The 22,437-nt window shown below is 67.9% G+C and carries 13 protein-coding genes; 8 read left to right on the top strand and 5 right to left on the bottom strand.

Annotated features, from left to right (window positions below):
- Positions 1-23: 23 nt before the first annotated feature.
- From pheS to thrS, 5 genes are all read right to left on the bottom strand, one after another.
- Entirely contained in the window at positions 24-1,040 is a 1,017-nt protein-coding gene (pheS, locus tag ACVWY1_RS12235) for a phenylalanine--tRNA ligase subunit alpha (protein ID WP_023629191.1), read from the bottom strand.
- 111 nt (positions 1,041-1,151) lie between these two features.
- Positions 1,152-1,508: a 50S ribosomal protein L20 gene (rplT, locus tag ACVWY1_RS12230; protein ID WP_003250671.1), complete on the bottom strand. Its 357-nt coding sequence runs from the start codon at positions 1,506-1,508 to the stop codon at positions 1,152-1,154.
- A 27-nt stretch (positions 1,509-1,535) separates the two neighbouring features.
- The gene (rpmI, locus tag ACVWY1_RS12225) at positions 1,536-1,730 is read right to left on the bottom strand and encodes a 50S ribosomal protein L35 (protein ID WP_003250667.1); all 195 of its coding nucleotides are present in this window, start codon (positions 1,728-1,730) and stop codon (positions 1,536-1,538) included.
- A gap of 63 nt (positions 1,731-1,793) precedes the next feature.
- A complete protein-coding gene (gene infC, locus ACVWY1_RS12220) occupies positions 1,794-2,345 on the bottom strand; it encodes a translation initiation factor IF-3 (RefSeq protein WP_172670897.1) in 552 nt (183 codons plus the stop codon).
- On the bottom strand, positions 2,345-4,267 hold the full coding sequence (gene thrS / locus ACVWY1_RS12215; RefSeq protein ID WP_046856069.1) for a threonine--tRNA ligase: 1,923 nt from the start codon (positions 4,265-4,267) through the stop codon (positions 2,345-2,347). Before thrS ends, infC begins: the two co-directional genes overlap by 1 nt.
- A 336-nt stretch (positions 4,268-4,603) precedes the next feature.
- Here thrS and ACVWY1_RS12210 point away from each other — a divergent pair, with 336 nt between their 5' ends.
- The 8 genes from ACVWY1_RS12210 (at position 4,604) to sbnB (ending at position 22,420) form a co-directional block, all read left to right on the top strand.
- Entirely contained in the window at positions 4,604-4,906 is a 303-nt protein-coding gene (locus ACVWY1_RS12210; RefSeq protein WP_046856070.1) for a hypothetical protein, read from the top strand.
- A gap of 163 nt (positions 4,907-5,069) precedes the next feature.
- The gene (locus ACVWY1_RS12205; protein ID WP_007956027.1) at positions 5,070-5,282 is read left to right on the top strand and encodes a cold-shock protein; all 213 of its coding nucleotides are present in this window, start codon (positions 5,070-5,072) and stop codon (positions 5,280-5,282) included.
- Positions 5,283-5,560: 278 nt separating this feature from the next.
- Positions 5,561-6,961, top strand: coding sequence for an amidase (locus tag ACVWY1_RS12200; protein ID WP_277503466.1), 1,401 nt, complete (start codon positions 5,561-5,563; stop codon positions 6,959-6,961).
- A gap of 38 nt (positions 6,962-6,999) precedes the next feature.
- Entirely contained in the window at positions 7,000-8,409 is a 1,410-nt protein-coding gene (locus ACVWY1_RS12195; protein WP_457378324.1) for a cytochrome P450, read from the top strand.
- Entirely contained in the window at positions 8,402-17,794 is a 9,393-nt protein-coding gene (locus ACVWY1_RS12190) for an amino acid adenylation domain-containing protein (RefSeq protein ID WP_457378323.1), read from the top strand. Before ACVWY1_RS12195 ends, ACVWY1_RS12190 begins: the two co-directional genes overlap by 8 nt.
- 15 nt (positions 17,795-17,809) lie before the next feature.
- Positions 17,810-20,380 carry a type I polyketide synthase gene (locus tag ACVWY1_RS12185; protein WP_457378322.1) on the top strand — a complete coding sequence of 857 codons (2,571 nt, stop codon included), beginning with the start codon at positions 17,810-17,812 and terminating at the stop codon, positions 20,378-20,380.
- A 19-nt stretch (positions 20,381-20,399) separates the two neighbouring features.
- A complete protein-coding gene (gene sbnA / locus ACVWY1_RS12180) occupies positions 20,400-21,380 on the top strand; it encodes a 2,3-diaminopropionate biosynthesis protein SbnA (protein WP_277503462.1) in 981 nt (326 codons plus the stop codon).
- Positions 21,381-21,397: 17 nt separating this feature from the next.
- Positions 21,398-22,420, top strand: coding sequence for a 2,3-diaminopropionate biosynthesis protein SbnB (gene sbnB / locus ACVWY1_RS12175; RefSeq protein ID WP_139671572.1), 1,023 nt, complete (start codon positions 21,398-21,400; stop codon positions 22,418-22,420).
- Positions 22,421-22,437: the final 17 nt, after the last annotated feature.

Genomic DNA, 22,437 nt, shown 5'->3' with positions numbered 1-22,437 from the left:
CCTGAAAGTTGCGTCGATTGGGCCTAGCGGAATTGAGCCAAGAACCGCAGGTCGTTGTCGAAGAACAGACGCAAATCGTTGACGCCATAGCGCAGCATGGCCAGGCGCTCGGCGCCCATGCCGAAGGCGAAGCCCTGATACTCTTCCGGGTCGATGCCGGACATGCGCAGCACGTTCGGGTGGACCATGCCGCAGCCCATCACTTCCAGCCAGCCGGTCTGCTTGCACACGCGGCAGCCCTTGCCGGAACACATAACGCACTGGATGTCGACTTCGGCGCTCGGCTCGGTGAAGGGGAAGAACGACGGGCGGAAGCGCACGGCCAGTTCTTTCTCGAAGAACACCCGCAGGAACTCTTCGATGGTGCCCTTGAGGTCGGCGAAGTTGATGCCGCGATCGACCAGCAGGCCTTCGACCTGGTGGAACATCGGCGAGTGGGTGATATCCGAGTCGCAACGGTACACACGGCCTGGGCAGACGATGCGGATCGGCGGCTGGGTGCTTTCCATGGTGCGCACCTGGACCGGCGAGGTGTGGGTGCGCAGCAGCATGTTGGCGTTGAAGTAGAAGGTGTCGTGCATCGCCCGGGCCGGGTGGTGGCCGGGGATGTTGAGCGCTTCGAAGTTGTGGTAGTCGTCTTCGACCTCAGGGCCTTCGGCGATGCCGTAGCCGATGTGGGTGAAGAACTGCTCGATGCGCTCGAGAGTACGGGTGATCGGGTGCAACCCGCCGGTGGTCTGGCCACGGCCTGGCAGGGTCACGTCGATGCATTCGGCGGCCAGGCGAGCGTTCAGCTCGGCCTCTTCAAAAGCGGCCTTGCGTGCGTTGAGCACGTCGGTGACGCGTTCCTTGGCGTCGTTGATCAGCGCGCCGACCTTGGGGCGCTCTTCGGCTGGCAGGTTGCCCAGGGTCTTCATCACCTGGGTCAGCTCGCCTTTCTTGCCGAGATATTGGACCCGGATCTGTTCCAGGGTAGTGATGTCTTCAGCGCGTTCCACGGCCTCGAGGGCTTGGGCGACCAGCGCGTCCAGGTTTTCCATGTACAGACTCCAGATACGAAAATAGGGGAAGAGCTTTTGAAGGCTCTTCCCCTATCCGATGACGTTTTACACCCGACGGCGCAGGCGCCGCCGGATGATTGTCGTGGGTACTTAAGCCAGTACGGCTTTAGCCTTCTCGACAATCGCAGCAAACGCCGCTTTTTCGTTCACTGCCAGATCAGCCAGAACCTTACGGTCGATTTCGATCGACGCTTTTTTCAGGCCAGCAATCAGACGGCTGTACGACAGACCGTTGGTGCGGGCACCGGCGTTGATACGAGCGATCCACAGTGCGCGGAACTGACGCTTCTTCTGGCGACGGTCGCGGTAGGCGTATTGGCCTGCCTTGATGACCGCTTGCTTGGCAACGCGGAATACGCGCGAGCGTGCACCGTAGTAGCCTTTAGCCAGTTTCAGAATTTTTTTGTGACGCTTACGAGCGATAACGCCGCGCTTAACACGAGCCATGAGTAACTTCCTCTATCTTAACCAGAATTAACGAACGCGCAGCATGCGCTCGACTTTTGCCACGTCAGACGGGTGCAGCAAGCTGGCACCGCGCAGTTGACGCTTACGCTTGGTCGACATTTTGGTCAGGATGTGGCTCTTGAAAGCGTGCTTGTGCTTGAAGCCGGAAGCCGTCTTCAGGAAGCGCTTCGCAGCACCGCTCTTGGTTTTCATTTTTGGCATGTTGGAACTCCGCATTCGAATAAAAATTACACAATAATCATCAGGCCTGCCGTGCCCGGGAGATTACTTCTTCTTTTTGGGGGCGATGACCATCATAAGCTGGCGTCCTTCCATCTTCGGATGCTGCTCAACGGTGCCGTATTCCACGAGGTCAGCTTCGACCCGCTTCAACAGCTCCATGCCCAGCTCCTGGTGGGCCATCTCACGGCCGCGGAATCTCAGAGAGATCTTGGCCTTGTCCCCATCGCTAAGGAAACGTACCAGGTTGCGTAGTTTTACCTGGTAATCCCCTTCTTCCGTCCCTGGACGAAACTTGATTTCTTTGATCTGGATCTGCTTCTGGTTCTTCTTGGCTTCGTTGGCCTGCTTCTTCTTTTCGAAGAGGTGCTTGCCGTAGTCCATCACCTTGCAGACGGGCGGTACCGCGTCTGCAGAGATTTCCACCAGATCCAGCTTCGCTTCATCAGCGATACGCAGCGCTTCATCAATCGAGACGATGCCAATCTGCTCGCCGTCAGCACCAATTAACCGAACCTCGCGTGCCGAGATATTCTCGTTGATCGGGGCTTTCGGTGCAGTTCGTTTATCGTTTCTCATTTCACGCTTAATAGTCATTACTCCGATTCTTGGCGACCACGCCGGGAAACCGCTTGCGACAGCAGCTCAGCGAACTGCGCGACGGGCATCGAGCCCAGGTCTGCGCCTTCGCGGGTGCGCACAGCGACGGTTTGCGTTTCGACTTCGCGATCCCCTATAACCAAAAGATAAGGGACCCGCAGCAACGTATGCTCGCGGATTTTAAAGCCGATCTTCTCATTTCTCAAGTCCGACTTGGCACGGAATCCGCTACCGTTCAGGGCTTTTTCCACCTCGAGGGCGAAATCGGCCTGTTTGTCGGTGATGTTCATGATCACGGCTTGGGTCGGGGCGAGCCAGGCCGGGAACACGCCGGCGTAGTGCTCGATGAGCATGCCGATGAAGCGCTCGAACGAACCGAGGATGGCGCGGTGCAGCATCACCGGGCGCACGCGGCTGTTGTCTTCGGCGATGTAGCTGGCATCCAGGCGCTCGGGCAGGTTCGGGTCGTACTGCAGGGTGCCGCACTGCCAGTTACGGCCGAGGCAGTCGCGCAGGGTGAACTCGATCTTCGGCCCGTAGAAGGCGCCCTCGCCCGGCTGGTATTCCCACTCCAGGCCCGACTCGTTCAGGGCGTCGGCCAGTGCGCCTTCGGCACGGTCCCACAGCTCTTCGGAGCCCACGCGCTTGGCCGGACGGGTCGACAGCTTCATGGCGACGTCGGTGAAACCGAAGTCCTTGTACACGTCCAGGGTCAGCTTGATGAAGTCGGCGGCTTCCTTCTTCACCTGTTCTTCGGTGCAGAAGATGTGCGCGTCGTCCTGCACGAAGCCACGCACGCGCATGATGCCGTGCAGCGCGCCGGACGGCTCGTTGCGGTGGCAGGCGCCGAACTCGGCCAGGCGCAGCGGCAGGTCGCGGTAGGACTTCAGGCCCTGGTTGAACACCTGCACGTGGCACGGGCAGTTCATCGGTTTTACCGCGTAGTCGCGGTTTTCCGACGAAGTGGTGAACATGTTCTCGGCGTAGTTGGACCAGTGGCCGGAACGCTCCCAGAGGATACGGTCGACAACCTGCGGGGTCTTGATTTCCTGGTAGCCGTTTTCACGCTGGACCTGGCGCATGTACTGCTCGAGCACCTGGTACACGGTCCAGCCGTTGGCGTGCCAGAACACCATGCCCGGGGCTTCTTCCTGCAGGTGGAACAGGTCGAGCTGCTTGCCGATCTTGCGGTGGTCGCGTTTTTCGGCTTCTTCGATGCGCTGGATATAGGCGGCCAGCTGCTTCTTGTCGGCCCAGGCAGTGCCGTACACGCGTTGCAGCTGCTCGTTCTTGGCATCGCCGCGCCAGTAGGCCCCGCTGAGCTTGGTCAGCTTGAACGCTTTCAGGAAGCGGGTGTTCGGCACGTGCGGGCCACGGCACATGTCGACATATTCTTCGTGGTAGTACAGGCCCATGGCCTGTTCATCCGGCATGTCCTCGACCAGGCGCAGCTTGTAGTCTTCGCCACGCTGGGTGAACACGTCGATGACTTCGGCGCGCGGGGTCATCTTCTTGACGACGTCGTAGTCCGTGTCGATCAGTTGCTGCATGCGCTTTTCGATGGCGGCGAGGTCGTCCGGGGTGAAGGGACGCTCGTAGGCGATGTCGTAATAGAAGCCTTCGTCGATCACCGGGCCGATCACCATGCGGGCGGTCGGGTACAGCTGCTTCACTGCGTGGCCGATCAGGTGGGCGCACGAGTGACGGATGATCTCCAGTCCCTCTTCATCTTTAGGGGTGATGATCTGCAGGGTGGCGTCGTGGTCGATCTTGTCGCAGGCATCGACGAGCTTGCCGTCGACCTTGCCGGCCAGGGTGGCCTTGGCCAGGCCTGCGCCGATCGAGGCGGCGACTTCGGCTACGGATACCGGCTGGTCGAACGTGCGTTGACTGCCATCGGGAAGAGTAATAACGGGCATGGCGCCTCCTCTCCTAGTGGTGACCCCTACCAAAGGTCACGTGGGTTGGGATGAGCCAGTACAAGATCCGCCCTGCCTTTCCCGCGGGAAAGCCTGCCTCACAGTGGCAGAGACCTTTCGGCCTGCCAGGGACGAACCAGAGTGACTGGAAGGTATAAAAAGAAATGCGCCCGCACAGGGCGTGGCGCAAGGGAGGCATGCTAGCACGGGGCTAGAGCGGCCGGCAGAAATATTTGGAATTTACGCCGTGGCGGTGAACTCTTGCGGAAAATTTCCTATCAGACTTTCTGAAGCAACCTACTCTTGATGAGACCATTAACCAAGGAGTGTCCGGTTATGCGACTTCAGTCCCTTCTGGCTGCCTGCGCCGCGAGCGCCCTGCTGCTGCCCCTGGCTGCCAACGCAGGCAATTTCCCCGCCGGCAAGGAAGCGTCCTATATGGCGCAGTGCCAACAAGTGGCGAGCGGTCAAGGCGTGGATGCGGCGACAGCCAAGAAGCACTGCGAGTGTGGTGCCCAAGCCATCAAGAAGAATTTCAACGACAAGGAGATCGAGGACCTCGACAGCCAGGACGGCGTAGACGCCAAGCTGATGCAGAAGGCCCAGCAGGTGGTCCAGGCCAGCTGCAAGCCGAAATAGGCCGGATTTTCCGGCGATCCGTCGCATCTTTTGCCCTGGATCAACATCCTGCGAAGGTAATAGGGGCTAGATGCGAAGAATTAGACTATAGTGTCGTCGGTGCCACTGAAGCTTAGGCGACACTGCACCCCGATAAAAAATCATGTTTCTGGAGATTCACCCCATGTCCAATCGCCAAACCGGCACCGTCAAGTGGTTCAACGATGAAAAAGGCTTCGGCTTCATCACTCCTCAAGGCGGCGGCGACGACCTGTTCGTACACTTCAAGGCCATCGAAACCGACGGTTTCAAAAGCCTGAAAGAAGGCCAAACTGTTTCCTTCGTAGCCGAAAAAGGCCAGAAGGGCATGCAGGCTGCGCAGGTTCGTCCGGAGTAATTTTCGGATAGCTGCAAAAAAACCCGCCCTCGTGGCGGGTTTTTTATTGGGCGCCTGCCAAGGCAGGCTGTACCCCTGGACCCGCAATACCCCTCCGCTCCCCCCCTCCAAGCCCTCCTCATGGCCGGCAAGCGCGACAGCGCGACCTGGGCAAACCGTGATGAATTGCACATATACGCTCCTACCCCCCGTTGGCACTCTGCATCGCAGCCCCGCCCTGGGTACCGACACTCGGTCCCGCGGCGTTTGTCCTGCCGACGAGCGATGGAGAGCGATACGTGGACATACTCGGTTGCGATGCCAACACCCTGTCAGAAGCGGTCAAGCGCGGCGCGATCCGTCCGACACAGGTGCTGGACGCCTACTTCCGCCAGGTCGACAAGGTCAACCCGCAGATCAACGCGCTGGTCCAGAGCAACCGGGCAATGGCCTACGAACAGGCGGCATGGATCGAGCGCAACCTGCCCCGCCTGCAGCACAAGCGCCTGCTCGGCGTGCCCTTCAGCGTCAAGAACACCTGCCACGCCCTGGGCTACAGCCCGGACAAAGGCTGCGCTGGCCTCGCCGGCCAGCCCAGCGAGGCCGACGCCACCGTGGTGGCACGCCTGCGTGGCGAAGGCGCGCTGCTGCTGGGCCTGACCAACACCCCCGAGCTGAGCATCGGCTACGAGACCGACAACCTGCTCTACGGGCAAACCCGCAACCCCCATGACCTGAGCCGCAGCCCTGGCGGCAGCAGCGGTGGCGAAGCCGCGCTGATCGCCGCCGCCGGCTCGCTGCTGGGCATCGGCTCCGATGCCAGCGGCAGCCTGCGGGTGCCGGCGCACAACAGCGGCATCTGCACCTTGCGCCTGACCCAGGGCCGCGTGCCCTTGACCGGGCATTTCCCGCTCGACTGCATGGGCATGTTCAGCCCGTTCATCAGCTTCGGGCCGATGGCCCGGAGCATCGCCGACCTGCGCCTGGCCGCGCCGCTGCTGGCCGGCCCCGATGGTCGCGACCCCCATGTGGCCCCGGTGCCCTGGCAGACCGCGCCGGTGCAAGCGCTGGCGAGCCTGCGGGTGGCCTGGTATGCCGACGACGGCATCGCCCCCGCCGAAGCGGACGTGCGCCAGGCCATGGGCCGCGCCGCCGATGCCCTGCGCGGCGAAGTCGCGCGGCTCGACGAGCGGCGCCCCGAGGTGCTCGGGCAGATTCAGCAACTGCTGGCCGACAGCGTCCTGCTCGGTGGCGACGAGGGCCAGTGGCTCACCGACCTGATCCAGCAACTGAACCTGCGCGAGGTCTCGCCACTGCTGCGCGAGTACCACGCCCTGACCCGTCGCAGCCGCCTCACGGTCACCCAGCTGCGCGGTATCTGGATGCAGTTGGACCGCTGCCGCCAGGCAATGCTGCGGTTTCTCGATGACTACGACGTGATCGTCTGCCCGGTGGCCGCGACGGTAGCCAAGGGCCACGGCCGCTCCTACGCCGAGGTCGGCGACTTCAGCTATTCAATCTGCTACAGCCTGGTCAACTGGCCGGTGGCGGTGGTGCCTGTGGGCCAGTCCCGCGACGGCCTGCCGATCGGCGTCCAGGTGATCGCCCGGCCCTGGCGCGAAGACCTCGCCCTGCAAGTGGCCGGCCACCTGGAGCAACTGGCGGGCTGGCGCCTGCCGGCCCTGGCCCGGGACGCCTGACCGCCCTTCCCCCTCCCCCACGAATCCGCAGGTATGCCATGGAAGCGCTCGACAACCGTTCACTGCACAGCCACGCCGGCCATCCCTTCACCCTGGTCGCCGCCACCCCCCTGCAAAGCCGCCTGCGGCGTGTGCTCGGTGTGCTCGCCGCGCCCTGGCTGCTGCCCCAGCGCTGGCGCAATTCGCGTGCGCTGCGCGACCGCACCCGCCCCTACCACTACATCGGTCAACTGGCGCGGCGCGCCGATGGCAGCTGGCGTCGCTACCTGCGCCTGCCGACCTTCGCCGGCGACTACCACGTGCTGATCGGCGTCGAGGAAATCCGCGGGCTGATGCAGCACCCGCGGATGGGCCAGGGCGAGCTGGTCGGCGATGGCCGGCAATTCCTGGTGATCGCCGACGCCCTGGGGCGCATGCGCCTGAGCAAGGAACGCCAGGACGCCAAGCAGAAACGCAACATCATCGCCCATCTGGTCAGCGGCCCGGAACGCTTCATCCAGACCATGCGCAGCCTCAGCGAACAACGGGTGCGGCGCTGGTGGCAAGGTGCCCCGACCCTGCTGGTGAACCCCGAGCTGAGCGAGTTCACCGCCGAGGTGTACCTGCGCTCGGTGATGGACCTGCAAGGCCCGGTGGAGGGCGTGGGGCAGATGCTCGAAGAGCAGGTCGACCTGCTCGGGCAGGCGTTCGCCTACCACAAGCCGGCGCACTTCAACCGCCGCTTCGACGAACTCAAGCGCCAGCTGGTGGCGCGCATCGGCAACGACCCGGGGTTGCTCAACAGCACCGACTACACGCACCGCCTCAGTGCCTACATCGACCAGCACTACCAGTCGCAGCAGGACGAGGCGTTTGCCACCGGCCTCAATGGCGCGGTGCTGGCCGGCTATGTCGCGCCGTTTCCGTCGTTCCTCGCCCTGGTCGACGAGCTGGGCCGCCATCGCCACTACCAACAGGCCCTGCGCGAGGAGCTGCGCACGCAAGGCCAGGACCACAGCGCCTACATCCGCCGCGACGACACGCTGCTGCACGCTTGTGTCCACGAAGTGTTGCGCCTGCACCCGGCGCAGCCGTTCCTGTTCCGCGCGGCCAGCCGCGACCTGCTGCTGAACGGCCGGTTCGTTCGCCAGGGCAGCGAGCTGGTGGCCGACATCTACCACGTGCTGCGCCTGCCCGAACTGTGGGGCGAGGATCCCGAGCGTTTCCACCCCGAACGTTTCCAGGAGGCCCCCGAACGCTACCGCCAGCCGTTCCTGGCCTATTCCAGCGGGCCCAACAACTGCACCGGGCAGATGTTTTCGCGCTACTCGCTCAAGGTGCTGCTGGCCGAGCTGGTGCGGGCCGGCGACTGGGAGGCCAGTGACGAGCCCCTCGAACACCACTTCCACTTCGCCCTGGCCATGAACCGCCCGGTGCGGATCCGCCTGAAGGAGCAGCAACATGTTTGAGGCCCGCGCCAACCCCTACCAGCACCGGTTCTTCCTCGAATGGCAACTGGCCCCCGACAGCACCCTGTACAACACCCCGCTGGTCTACCGGATCGCCGGCGAGCTCGACCTGCCAGCGCTGCGCACGGCCCTGGGGCACTTCGTCAACCATTACTACAGCGCCTGTCTGGGGCGCTTCGAACTGCGCGGCGAGGCGCTCTGGCAACTGCCCGGGCAGCCGCTGGATGACGTGCTCGCGGTACGCGAAGTGGCCAACGACCAAGACCTGGACGCGGCCATCGACCAGGTGCTGGCCCATGCGTTCGACCTGCAGGCCGGCCCGCTGTTTCGCTTCGACCTGCTGCGCCAGGGCGGCCAGCAGCGCCTGGTGCTGAACTTCCACCACATCATCGCCGACGCCACCTCGGCCCTGCAGTTCGTCCAGGTACTGGCCGCCAGCTACCAGTGCCAGCGCGAGGGCCACCCACTGCCGCTGCCGGAGCCGCTGGCCAAGCCGCTGGCGGTCGGCGCCAGCGATGCCGCCGATGTCGGCCACTGGTGCGCGCGCCTGGCTGGCCGGGCGCTGAATGTCGAGCTGCCGCGCCAGCGCGACGCCCAGGGGGCCGCGCACGGGCTCGGTGCCTCGCACTATTTCGACCTCGACGATACGCTGGCCCGCAACGTGCGCCGTTATGCCCGCAGCCAGGGTGCCACGCCGTTCGTGGTGCTCGCCGCGGCGCTGGCCGAGGTGCTGCGCGGCTACAGCGGCGCCCGTTCGCTGGTGCTGAACTATCCGGTGGATGAACGCCCCGCCGGTACGCGCCGGGTGCTCGGCTGCCACATCAACAACTACCCGCTGCCGGTCGAGATCAACCCCGGCGACAGCCTGCAGTCGCTGGTCGCTGCGCTACGTGAAGAACGCAAGGCGGCGCGCGGGCACGCCCGCTTCACCCTCACCGAGGTGATGCGCCACCTGCGGGCGCAAGGCCTGAGCGTCGAGCGGCCGTTCAATGTCAGCCTGGTCGAGGCCTACTTCGGCGACGATCAGTTGGCCCTCGGCGCGGCAACCCTGACGCCCCACGGCCTGGGGCGGCGCCAGGTTGTCGGCGACCTGGTGGTCGCCTACCAGGTCGAGGCGCAACGTATCCGTCTGCGCCTGGACTACCCGCTCGAGCGTTTCAGCCCAGCCTTCATCGAGCGCCTGGGCGCCAGCCTGGCGCACCTGCTGGAGCATGCCTTGGCCGAGCCCGAGGCGCCACTTGACGCCCGCTGGCTGTTGCCACCGGCCATGGCCAAGCAGCTGCGGGGCTTCACCGGCGAGCCCGGCAGCCGCGCCCTCGGCCAGGACGGCGTGATGCGCCGCTTCCTCGACCAGGTACAGCGCCAGCCCGAGGCGCCGGCCCTGCAATACCGCCAGGCCACCCTCGGCTATCGCCAGCTGGCCAGCGCCGCCTCGGCACTGGCCGAACGCCTGGGCGAGTGCCCTGCTGCGGCGTGCATCGGTGTCCATCTGCGCCGCAAGGACCAGGCCGTGATCGCCATGCTCGCGGTGCTGGGCAAAGGTGCCGCCTACGTACCGATCGACCCGGACATGCCGCTGGAACGCCTACGCGACATTGTCGCCGACAGCGCCATGGACCTGCTGATCACCGACCAGGCGCTGCCCATCGACGTGCGCCAGCTGTGCCACTCGCCGCTGCCCGCCCGCGCCACGCCCCACCCGGTGACCCTGCAGGCGCCCACGGCTGGGCAACTGGCGTACCTGATCTATACCTCCGGCTCCACCGGCAAGCCCAAGGGCGTGCGCATCACCCACGGGGCCCTGGGCAACCTGGTCGCCGATTTCGTTGCCGACCTGGGCCTGAACACCCAGGACCGGGTCCTCGGCGCCACCGCGGTCGGCTTCGACATCTTCGGCCTGGAGCTCTTCGGCGCGCTGACCTGCGGCGCCTGCCTGCAACTGATCGACGAGCAACTGCGCGAACCAGCGACCCTGGCCTGCACCCTCGATGAACTGCGCCCCACGTTGCTGCAGGGCACGCCCTCGTTCTGGTCGCTGCTGGCCCTGGCCGGCTGGCGCCCGGCCGAGCCCGAACGGGTACGCCTGCTGTGCGGGGGCGAAGCGCTGTCGGCCAACCTGGCCAGCTACCTGCTGGGTTGCGCCTCCCAGGTGGTGCAGGTCTACGGCCCCACCGAGACCACCATCTGGTCGACCCGCCAGCACCTGAGCGACGCGGGCCAGCACGCGCTGATCGGCCGCCCGGTCGGCGCCACCCGCTGCTATGTGCTCGATGAGCAGGGGCAGGCGCTGCCCTGGGGCGCCAGTGGCGAACTGTACATCGGCGGCGCCGGCCTGGCCGAGGGTTACCACCGGCGCGCGGCGCTCAATGCCGAACGCTTCCCGCTGCTCGACCCGCTTGGCCTGGAAGGCCAGCCGGCGCGCCTGTACCGCACCGGCGACCGGGTGTGCTGGGACGACCACGGCCGGCTGGTCTACCACGGGCGCCTGGATTTCCAGGTCAAGGTGCGTGGCCACCGCATCGAACTGGGCGAGGTCGAGCACGCGCTGCACCAGCTGCCCGGCATCCGCCAGGCCGTGGTACTGGCCTGGGACAGCGACGGCCAGACCGAGCTGAGCGCCCATGTGGTGCCGCGCGACGCCGGCCAGGGCGACCCTGCCGCGTGGCGCGCGGCGTTGCTTGAGCGGTTGCCGGCCTACATGGTGCCGCAACGCTTCGAATGCCTGGCGCGTCTGCCGCGCTCGCTCAATGGCAAGGTCGATCGCCAGGCCCTGAAACGCCCACCCCGCAGCGACCTGGTGGCCCAGGTAGCGCCGCAGGGGCCGACCCAGCTGCGCCTGGCGGCCATCTGGCAGACGCTGCTCGAGCTGCCCCAGGTCGGCGCCGAACAGTCTTTCTTCGAGCTCGGCGGTCATTCGCTGCTGGCCGCGCAACTGCTGGTGAGCATCGACCAGCAGTTCGGCGTACGCCTGAGCCTGGCCGACCTGCTGCGCCAGCCCAGCGTGGCGGAACTGGCCGCCCACCTGGACGCCGCCGGCCAGCGCGCCGTGCCCGCCGAACCACGCAGTGTGGCCGCGCGCTTGCCGCTGTGCGCCGCGCAACGCCAGCTGTACTTCAGCGACCGCTATGACGAAGGCGGGCCGCAACGCTTCAACCTGGCGGTGGTGCAGCGCCTCGACGGGCCGCTGGATGTCGAAGCCCTGCAATGGGCCTGGCAGCAGGTCGCCGCGCGTCATCGGCAATTGCACATGCGCATCGAGGCCGACGCCGAGGGCCTGTGGCAGGTCTACGATGCCGTCGCCGAACCGGCCCTGACGCCAATCGAGGTGGCACCCGCGCAACTGCCCGAGTTGCTGCGCCGGGCCCTGCGCACGCCGCTGCCGCTCGACCGCGCGCCACTGTATCGCCTGCGCCTGCTGCGCCTGAATGCCCAGCAGCACGTGCTGTTGCTGCAACTGCCGCACCTGCTGGCCGACGGCTGGTCGTTCGAGCTGCTGCGCGAGCAACTGAGCCAGGCCTACAACGCCCGACGCCGCGGCCAGCCGCTGGCGGCCGTGGCCGTCAAGCAGCACTATGCCGATGCCCTCGCCGAGCAGCAGGCCTGGCTCGACGGCACCGATGGCCAACAGGCGGTAGCCTTCTGGCGTGAACTGCTGGCCGGCTACGAGGGCCTCGACCTGCCCCGCGACAGCGGCCTTGAGCAGGCTGGCGACGAGGATGGCGGGCACTGCCACTTCGACCTGCCGGCAACCTTGATCGAGCGCCTGGAACAGCATTGCACGGCACGCGGGACTTCACTGTTCTGCGCGCTGTACGCCGCCTATGCGGTATTGCTGGGCCGCTATTGCAACACCCGCGACCTGGTGATCAGCGTGCCATCGGCCAACCGCGGCGCCGGTAACGATCAGGTGCTGGGGCTGTTCACCAGCACCCTGCCGCTGCGCCTGTACCTGGACGAACACGCCGGCTTCGGCCAACTGCTCGCCCAGGTCACCCAGCTCGCACGCCAGGCCCAGGCCTGCCAGGGCGTACCGCTGGAAGCGATGGGCGAGGTCGCCGGTGACGGTCGCGTGCACCCCTGGATGCAGGCGGTATTCACCCTGCAGAACGCCAACGAACAGCACACCTTGGCGCTGGACGACGTGCAGGCACGCTTCGTCGAAGTGCACGACGGCATCGCCCGCTATCCGCTGTTCCTGTCCTTGCGCCGCCACGATGGCGGGCTGCGCGCCACCCTGGAGTACGACCGAGGGCGCTTCGCCGCCGCACGCATGGCCCGCCTGGGCGAGCATTACCAGTACCTGCTGGAGCAACTGCTCGAGGCCGACGTGCCACTGCGCGACCTGCAGTTGCTGCGCGCCGAACAGCGCCAGGCCTTGCTGCAGCCGGTGCGAATGCTGGCCAGCACGCCAGGTATTTCGCTGGTCGAGGCGTTTGCCGAGGTCGCCGGGCGCATGCCTGGGCGGGTGGCGCTCGAGGACGGCCGCCGGCGCCTGAGCTACGCCGAGCTGGACCGCGCCAGCGACCACTTGGCCCGCCGCCTGCGCCGGCGCCATCGGCAACTGCACGGCCAGGCACTGGCGGCCGACACGCTGGTTGGCCTCTGCGCCGACCGCGGCATCGAGCTGCTGGTGGGCATGCTGGGCATCCTCAAGGCCGGCGCCGCGTATGTGCCGCTGGACCCCGACTACCCCCACGCGCGCCTGGCCGCGGTGTGCCAGGACAGCGCCCTGACCTTGCTGGTGGCACAAGGCGCCGCCCTGGAGCGCAGCGGGTTGCGGGACATGGCGGTGGTGCTGCTCGACGGCGCTGACGACGACGGCGATGCGCACGACGAGCAGCCGCTTCCGCGCATCGCGCCGACGCAACTGGCCTATGTGATCCATACCTCCGGCTCCACCGGCACGCCCAAGGGCGCGATGCTCAGCCATCACAACGTGATGCGTCTGTTCACCACCAGCCGCGCGCTGTTCGATTTCGACGAGCACGACAGCTGGTGCCTGTTCCATTCCTACGCCTTCGACTTCTCGGTCTGGGAGATCTGGGGCGCGCTGCTGCACGGCGCGCGCCTGGTGATCGTGCCACAGCCCACCAGCCGTGACCCCGAGGCACTGCGCGCGCTGCTGCTGGAGCATGGCGTGACGGTGCTCAACCAGACTCCCAGCGCGTTCGTGCGGTTGCTCGCCGAAGACCTGCGCCACCCCGGCCACCTGCCCCTGCGCCAGGTGATCTTCGGCGGCGAGGCCCTACAGGCCAGGGCTCTGGCGCCGTGGTTCAGCAAGTACGGCGAGCGTGTGCGCCTGAGCAACATGTATGGCATCACCGAGACCACCGTGCACGTCACCCATACCGTGGTGCGCCACGACGACCTCGGCGGCAACCGCATTGGCCGACCGCTGCCCGACCTCGCCGTGCTGGTGCTCGACGCCCACGGCCAGCTGTGCCCGCCAGGGGTCACCGGCGAGCTGCACGTTGCCGGCGCCGGGTTGGCGCGGGGCTACCTTAACCAGCCGGCGCTGACCGCCCACGCCTTTGTCGAACGGCATGGCCTGCGCCTGTACCGCAGTGGCGACCTCGGCCGCTGGCTGGAGGATGGCACGCTGGAGTACCAGGGGCGCAACGACCATCAGGTGAAGGTGCGCGGCTTCCGTATCGAACTGGGTGATATCCAGGCCGCGCTGCTGCGCCTGGCGCAAATCGACGACGCGGTGGTGCGCCACGACGCCAGCCGCGGCGTGCTGCAGGCCTGGTTCAGCGCCAGCCGGCCAGTGCCCCTGGCCAGCGTCCAGGCGCACCTGCGCGACCACCTGCCGGCTCACATGCAGCCCCAGCAGTTGCGCCAGGTCGAACGCCTGCCGCTGACCGCCAACGGCAAGGTCGACATCGCCGCCTTGCGTGCCTTGGCGCCGCTGGCGGCGGAGCGCGCCGAAGCGGGTCGGGCGCCGGCCGGTGAGCGCGAAACGCTGCTCGCCGATATCTGGCGCAAGGTGCTGGAACTGCCGCAAGTCGCCGCCGACGACGACTTCTTCGCCTGCGGCGGCGACTCGTTGCGCATCCTCGATGTCCAGCGCCTGGTGCGCGCCGCCGGTTTTACCTTCAGCCCGCGCCAGTTGTATCGCCACCCGACCCTGGCAGCCCTCGCCGTTGAACTGGCGCCCTGGCAGGCACGCGCCAGCGCCGCCTGCGCGCCATTCGCCCTGCTCGACCCTGAACGCGCGGCGCTCGCGCGCCAGGCCGGCGACCAGGACGGGTACCCACTGACCGCGTTGCAGGAGGGCATGCTGTTCCATTCCCAGCTCGAACAGGCGGCCACCTACCTGGATATCATGTCCTGTCGCGTTCGCGGCCCGTTCGACGAAGCGGCGCTGCGCGAGGAGCTGCAGGCGCTGATGCGCGACCACGCGGTGCTGCGCACTTTGTTCGCTGCCAGCGCCCAGGGCCACTGGCAGCGCGTGCGCGCGGCGCTGCCGCTGCCGCTGCAAGTGGAAGACCTGCGCGCGCTCGAGCCGGCAGCCCAGGAACGCTGGCTGGAAGCTTTCCACCGGGACGAGCTGCAACGTCCGCTGAACGGTGATCAGGCACCGTTGTGGCGGGCGACCGCGCATGTCCTGCACGGTGGCTGGTACCTGACGCTGACCTGCCACCACGCCATCCTCGACGGTTGGAGCGTGGCGCGCCTGTTCACCACCGTGTTGGAGAACCTCGACCGTCGCCTGCAGGGCGAAGCGACGCAGGCATCGGCCGCGGCGCTGGACTTCAGCGCCTATGTGGCTCGCGAGCGCCACTGGCGCGCCCAGGCTGAGCTGGGGGCGTTCTGGCAAACCACCTGCGACAGCCTGGAGCCTACCCTGCTGGCCGAAGCCCCGCGCCACGCGGAGGGTCACCTGCGGCGTCTCGAGGTGCCGCTGGACGGCGCCCTGGACGCCGCCCTGCGCGATACTGCCCGCGGCCTGGGGGTGAGCCTCGACCTGGTGCTGCTGGCTGCTCACCTGCAGGCCCTGAGCCGCTTCACCGGGCGGCGCCAGGTCGCTTGCGGCATGCCCTCCCATGGGCGGCTGGTGGAGGACGAGGGGCAGCGCATGCTTGGCCTGTTCCTCAACACCACCCCCTGCGTGGTCACCCTCAGCGCCGACGAGCCGCCGCGCCAGCTGGTGCAACGCCTGCGCGACTACCGCGCCGGGCTCGGCGACGCCGCCCAGTACCCGCTGCGGGAAATCCTCCGCGAGCGCGGTGGTGGCGCGCTGTTCGACAGCCTGTTCAACTTCGTCCACTTCCATGTCTTCGACCGGCTGCAGCACCTGCGCCACTTGCAGGTCAGCCCTGGGCACTGCCACGAGCAGACCAACTTCACCCTGGTCAACCAGACTGGCATCGACCCCCACAGCGGCGCGCTGCGCATCGAGCTGGTGCACCGTTGCGAACAGTGGTGCGACGCTTCGGCGCAACGTTTCGCCCTGTACCTGCGCCAGGCGCTGTGCGACCTCGCCGAAGTAGCCCCGGACCGCGCCCTGCGCACGGCGTTGCAGGCCCTGTACCCACCCGTGGCCTGGCAAGGCCGGGCCGACCAGGCCGCAGCTGGCGGCATGCTGCTGCGCTTTGCTGAGATCGTTGCCCGCCATGGCCAGCGCCTGGCCTTGCGCGGCACCGACCAAGCGCTCAGCTACGCCGAACTCGATCGCTGGTCGGACAACCTCGCCCTGGCGCTGCAGGCAAGCCACGGCGCGAGCCTGGCCGGGCAGCACGTCGGCGTGTTCACCGGCCCCGGCATGGCGACCATCGCCACCCTGCTGGCGGTGCTCAAGGCCGGTGCAAGCTACTTGCCGCTGGACCCTGGATACCCCACCGCACGCTTGCGCCAGTTGCTCGATGACGCCCGTCCGGCGCTGCTGGCTGGCGCGGTGATGGCGCTGGAGCGCCATGCCGAGCTCAACCTGCCGGCGCGGGTCATCGACGACGCGCCACTGCTGCAAATGCCAGCCCGAGCGTTGCCGCCAGCAGACGCCAATGCCCTTGCCTACGTGATGTACACCTCGGGCTCCAGCGGCCAGCCGAAAGGCGTGATGGTCGAGCAGGCCGGCATCCTGCGCCTGGTGGTGGAGGCCGACTATGTGCGCATCGGCCCCGGCGACGTGCTCGGCCAGCTGGCCACCCTGAGCTTCGACGCGGCCACCTTCGAGCTCTGGGGGGCGTTGCTCAACGGCGCCACCCTGGCGCTGGCCCCGGTGGGTTGCGCCCTCGACAGCCCGGCGCTGGCCCGCTACCTGCGTGAACAGGCGGTGAGCGTGCTGTTCATCACCACCCGCCTGTTCGATCGCCATGTCGCCGCCGGCCACGCCGCGATGTTCCGCGGCCTGCGCTACCTGATGATCGGCGGCGAAGTGATGGACCCAGTGACCGTCGACCAGCTGCTGGCCTGCGCCGAAGGCTGCCCGCAACAGGTGTACAACGTCTACGGTCCGACCGAGAACACCACCTTCAGCACCTTCCAGCCCTTGGACCGCGAGTACCTGGCACGCGAGGGCAGCGACATCGCCATCGGCCGACCGATCCGCGGCACCAGCGCCCATGTCCTGGACGAACGCGGCCTGCCCGCCGCCATCGGCCAGGTCGGCGAGCTGTACCTCGGCGGCCCGGGCCTGGCACGCGGCTACCTGAACGACCCGGCGCGCAGCGCGGCCGCCTTCGTCACCCTCGATCCGGGCGACGGCCTGGGACGGCGCCGGCTCTACCGCACCGGCGACGCGGTGCGCTGGGAAACCGACGGCAGCCTCGGCTACCGCGGCCGCATCGATCGCACGGTCAAGATCAATGGTTACCGGGTCAACCTTGGCGAGCTGGAAAACACCGCCCGGCAGTGCGCCGGCGTCGACCAGTGCATCGCCGTCGCTGGCCAGGGCCTGCTGCTGTATTTCAGCGGCACCACCGACGCCCAGGCGCTGCGCCAGGCCCTGGCCAGCCAGTTGCCGGGGTACATGGTGCCGGCGCGATTGATCGCGGTGGACGCCTTCGAACTCAACCGTAACGGCAAGATCGACAGCACCCGGCTGCCGGCACCAGACACCCTCAGCGCGCCGCCACGCAGTTTCAGCGACCCCAGCGAGCAGCGCCTGCACCAGATCTGGAGCGCGCTGCTCGGCCATGGCGAGATCGACGCCGAGGACAACTTCTTCGAGCGCGGCGGCGACTCGTTGCTGGCCATGCAACTGCAGCAGCACATCAGCCTGGCCTTCGCCCGCGAGCTGACGGTGGTGGAGGTGTTCCGCCACCCCACCCTGCGCAGCATGGCGCGTTTTCTCGACGGCGCCGCCGGCCAGGCGCAGCCCGACAACGACGAACAGCGCCGCGCCGCGGCCTTCAGCGCACGCCGTGCGCGCCTGACCACCTGAACAAGGAATGCAGCGATGAACCCGTCCATGGATAATGCCGTCGCCATCATCGGCATGGCTTGCCGCCTCCCCTTCGCCGACAACCCCGAACAGTTCTGGCAGGCCCTGGCCCAGGGCCAGGAAGCCATCGAGTCGTACAGCGACGAGCAGTTGCGCGAACGCGGCGTGCCCGCCGAGCGCCTGGCCGACCCGCACTTCGTCAGGGCCGGCGTGCCGCTGCCGGGACGCCAGTTGTTCGACGCCGGTTTCTTCGGTTTCTCGCCGCGCGACGCCAGCTTGATGGACCCCCAGCAGCGCCTGTTGCTGGAAACCGCCTGGCACGCCTTCGAGCGCGCCGGCCTGGCCCCCGAGCGCAACGGCCGCGAGACCGGCGTGTTCGTCGGCGCCGACGCCAGCAGCTACTTCGTCAACAACCTGCTGCCCAACGCCCAGGCCATGGCCGGCACCGACGCGGTACAACTGCTCTACGCCAATAGCGGCAACGCCACGCAGATCGCCTACAAGCTCAACCTGCGCGGCCCGGCGCTGGACATCGCCACCGCCTGCTCCACCTCGCTGGTGGCCATCCACCAGGCCTGCCGCAGCCTGCTGCTGCACGAATGCGACATGGCCCTGGCCGGTGGCGCCTCGGTGCAGGCCGCCGAGCAGCAGGGCTACCTGCATCGCCCTGACAGCATCCTGTCGCCGGACGGCCACTGCCGCCCCTTTGACCAACAGGCACGGGGCACGGTGGCAGGCCAGGGCGTCGCCCTGGTGCTACTCAAGCGTTACGAGGACGCGGTGCGCGACAACGACCGCATCGAGGCGGTCATCCGCGGCTCGGCGATCAACAACGATGGGGCACGCAAGGTCGGCTATACCGCCCCGAGCATCGACGGGCAGGTCGCGGTGCTGCGCCGGGCGCTGGCCATGGCCGGCCTGCAGGCGCCAGAGGTCGGCTACATCGAGTGCCACGGCACCGGCACCGCGCTCGGCGACCCGATCGAGCTGACCGCCCTCGACGAGGTGTACGGTGGCCAGCCGCGCGCTACGGACGCGCCCTGCTACCTGGGTTCGCTCAAGAGCAACCTCGGCCACCTCAACGCCGCCGCCGGCGCCGCCGGGCTGATCAAGGCCGTGCTGTGCCTGCAGCAACGGCAGATTCCCGCCTCGCTGCACTTCACCCGGCTCACCGACAAGGCCAGCCTCCACGGCCTGCAGGTCAATGCCCGGTTGCGCCCGTGGCCGGCGGCCGATCGCATCGCGCGGGCGGCGGTCAGCTCGTTCGGCATCGGCGGCACCAACGCCCACGTGCTGCTGGAGGCGGCGCCGCCACGCCCCGCCAGCCAGGCCGACGCGGGCCCGCGGCTGCTGACCCTGTCGGCCAAGTCGGCCGACGCCGTGGCGCGCAAACAGGCGCAGCTGGCCGACTGGCTGGAACGTAACCCCGAAGCCGCGCTGGCGGATGTCTGCCACACCGCCAACCGACGCAGCCAGCAGGTACATCGCCTGGCACTGCTGGCGCGCAGCGGCGCCGAACTGCTCGCACGCCTGCGCGAAGGCACGCCTGCGCGCCTGGCCGCGCCGCCGCCAGCCGACCTGGTACTGGTGCTGCGCGACGGCCCAGGCTTGGTCGAAGGTGTCGCGGCGCTGGCCGCGCACTGCCGCCCGGTGGCCTGCGCCCTCGCCGCCAGCGCCGACGCCTTCGGGCCCGACGCCGGCCTGGCGCGGCGTGGCTTCGCCGCCCTGCACGCCCTGGCCGGGCTGTGGCACGCGTGGGGCCTGCGCCCGCACCTGGTGCTGTGCGACGCCCTTGGCGAACTGGCCATGGCCTGCCAGGCCGGGCGCCTGACCCTGGGCGACGCGGCGCGCCTGCTCGCCGGCCAGGCCAGCGAGGTGAGCGCGCCACGCGCCGCTGGCGGCGAGCAGACCGGCACCTGGCTGTCGAGCCTGGACGGCAAGCCGGTGAGCCCCGTGCGCCCGCTCGATGCCGACTACTGGCGCCAACCGCGCGATAGCGCGCAGTTCAGCGCCAGCCTGGCGCGCCTGGCTAAGGCGCCCGGGCACTGCCTGGTGGACGCCGCGGCGCTGCCCTGGCCGCAAGCCTGCGCCGCCTGCCTGGACAGCGCCCAGGCAACCCTGCACGAGCAACTGCTCGACCTGGCCGGGCAGCTCTGGGCCCGCGGCGTCGCCCTCGATCTCGACGCCATGCACGATGGCCAGGGCCAGCGCGTGGTGCTGCCGGGCTACCCGTTCGAGCGCAGCCGGCACTGGATCGACGCGCCGCGCGAGGCCCTGACCGCACCAGCGTCGGCCAGCCCCGCCGGCGACGCTGCGGCGTTGCCCGAAGTGCTGCCGCGCAACGAACTGGAACGGGAGATCGCCGGGTTCTGGTCGGAGCTGCTGGGCATCGAGCAGATCGGCGTGACCGAGGATTTCTTCGACCTCGGCGGCCATTCGCTGCTGGCGACCCAGCTCAACGCGCGCATCCACCAGCGTTTCGGCGTCGAGCTGAGCCTTGAGGACCTGTTCGACCACCCCACCGTGGAGGCCACCGTGAACCTGCTGCTGCGCAGCGAGGCCGCGGTGCCCGACACCTCCCACTGACCCTCGCAAGGACGCTTACATGGTGATTTCTTCTCCCGCCGACCTGGTGTTCGACGATGTGTTCCTGGAGCTGCGCGAAGTGCTGCCCCACACCCCGGTATTCGTCAAGCTCGAGGGTTTCTCGCTCAGCGGCTCGATCAAGGTCAAGCCGGCCCTGCGCATGGTCGAGCGGCTCGAGCTCGAAGGCCGCCTGGGGCCTGGCAAGGCCCTGGTGGAAAGCTCCTCGGGCAATCTCGGCCTGGCCCTGGCGATGGTCTGCGCCAGCAAGGGCTATCCGTTCATCTGCGTCAGCGACCCGAACATCTCGCCGCAGACCGCCAAGCTGATCCGCGCCTATGGCGCACGCCTGGTGATCGTCGAGCAGCGCGACCGCAACGGCGGCTTCCTCGGCAGCCGCATCGGCCTGATCGAACGCATGCTCGGCGAAGACCCGAACCTGGTCTGGACCAACCAGTACGGCAACATCAACAACGTCGAGGCGCACATGCTCAGTACCGGGCCGGCGATCCTGCGCCAGTTTCCGCAACCTGACCTGGTATTCGTCGGTGCCGGCACCACCGGCACCCTGGCCGGGGTTTCGCGCTACCTGCGCGAGCACTCGCCGCACACCCAGGTGGTCGCGGTGGACAGTGTCGGCTCGGTGACCTTCGGCCAACCGTCCGGCCCCCGTCACATCCCCGGCCTGGGCACCAGTCAGGCGCCGAAAATCCGCCATCACTGCCGCCATCACCAACTGCTGATGGTGCCCGAGGAAGAAGCCGTGACCCTGTGCCACGACCTGGCCCGGCGCGGCATCCTGCTCGGTGGCTCCTCCGGCACGGTGCTGGCCGGCGTACGCCGGCACGCCCGGCACATTGCCCCCGGCGCCTGCGTGGTGGCGATCGCCCCCGACCTCGGCGACCGCTACGTCGACACCCTCTACAACCCCGAGTGGGTGTACCGCCACTTTCCCCATCTGCACACCGGCCAGCCCGTCGCGGCCGCCGAATCATGCGCCTGAGCCGCCAGGAGACCCCCATGGACAACCACCCGCCCGCCTTGTCGCTGCTTGGCGCCGCCCCCATCGAAGCCTGGCTGCAGGCCAATCCCGGCCGCCTGCTGGAACTGGTCGCGCAGGCATACCTGGACGCCGCCGAAGGCCGCGCCGGCAACCCCGACAGCTACTTCCTGCGTTTCGCCGACAGCGACCGCAACCGCATCATCGCCTTGCCCGCGGTGCTCGACGACGCGCAGCCGATCGCCGGTTTGAAGTGGATCGCCAGCTTTCCGGAAAACACCCGCCACGGTCTGGACCGGGCCTCCGCGCTGATCATCCTCAACGACCGCCGCACCGGTTATCCGCTGGCCTGCCTCGAAGGCAGCCTTATCAGCGCCGCGCGCACCGCGGCCTCGGCAGTGCTCGGCGCGCGCTGCCTGCACCCCACGCCAGGGCGCAGCGCGGCCTTCGGCGTGGTCGGCTGCGGGCCGATCGCCTGGCGCACACTGCGCCTGCTGCTGCAGTCGGGCTGGGCGCTGGAGCAGGTCAACCTGTGCGATCTGGACCCTGCGCGTGCCGAGCGCCTGCGCCGGCACTGCCAGGCGCTGGGCCTGGATGCCCAGGTGCAGCCGCTGGAGCGGTGCGTGCGTGACAGCGACTTGCTGCTGTTCGCCACCTCGGCAGTGCGCCCGGGCATCGACCAGACCGCCTGGTTCGACCACGCCCCCACCGTGCTGCACCTGTCGCTGCGCGACCTGGCCCCTGGGGTGATGCTGGCGGCGCAGAACCTTGCCGACGACGTCGGCCACTGCCTCAAGGCCGCCACCTCACTGGAACTGGCCTGGCGACAGGCCGGCCACCAGCGCTTCATCGCCGGCGACATCAGCCAGGCCCTGCGCGGACAGGTCACTCCGGACCCGACCCGGCCGCGGATCTTCTCGCCCTTCGGCATGGGCGTGCTCGATCTCGCCGTGGCCAGGGCCATTCACCACGACTGCGCGGCACAACCGCACCTGCGGGTGACGGACTTCTTCCCCCGGCCCTACCAGGCCGACCAGGCATGAGCGCCACCACCAGCAAA

Source organism: Pseudomonas sp. TE6288 (assembly GCF_054062095.1).
This window is presented reverse-complemented; position numbering and strand designations above follow the sequence as displayed.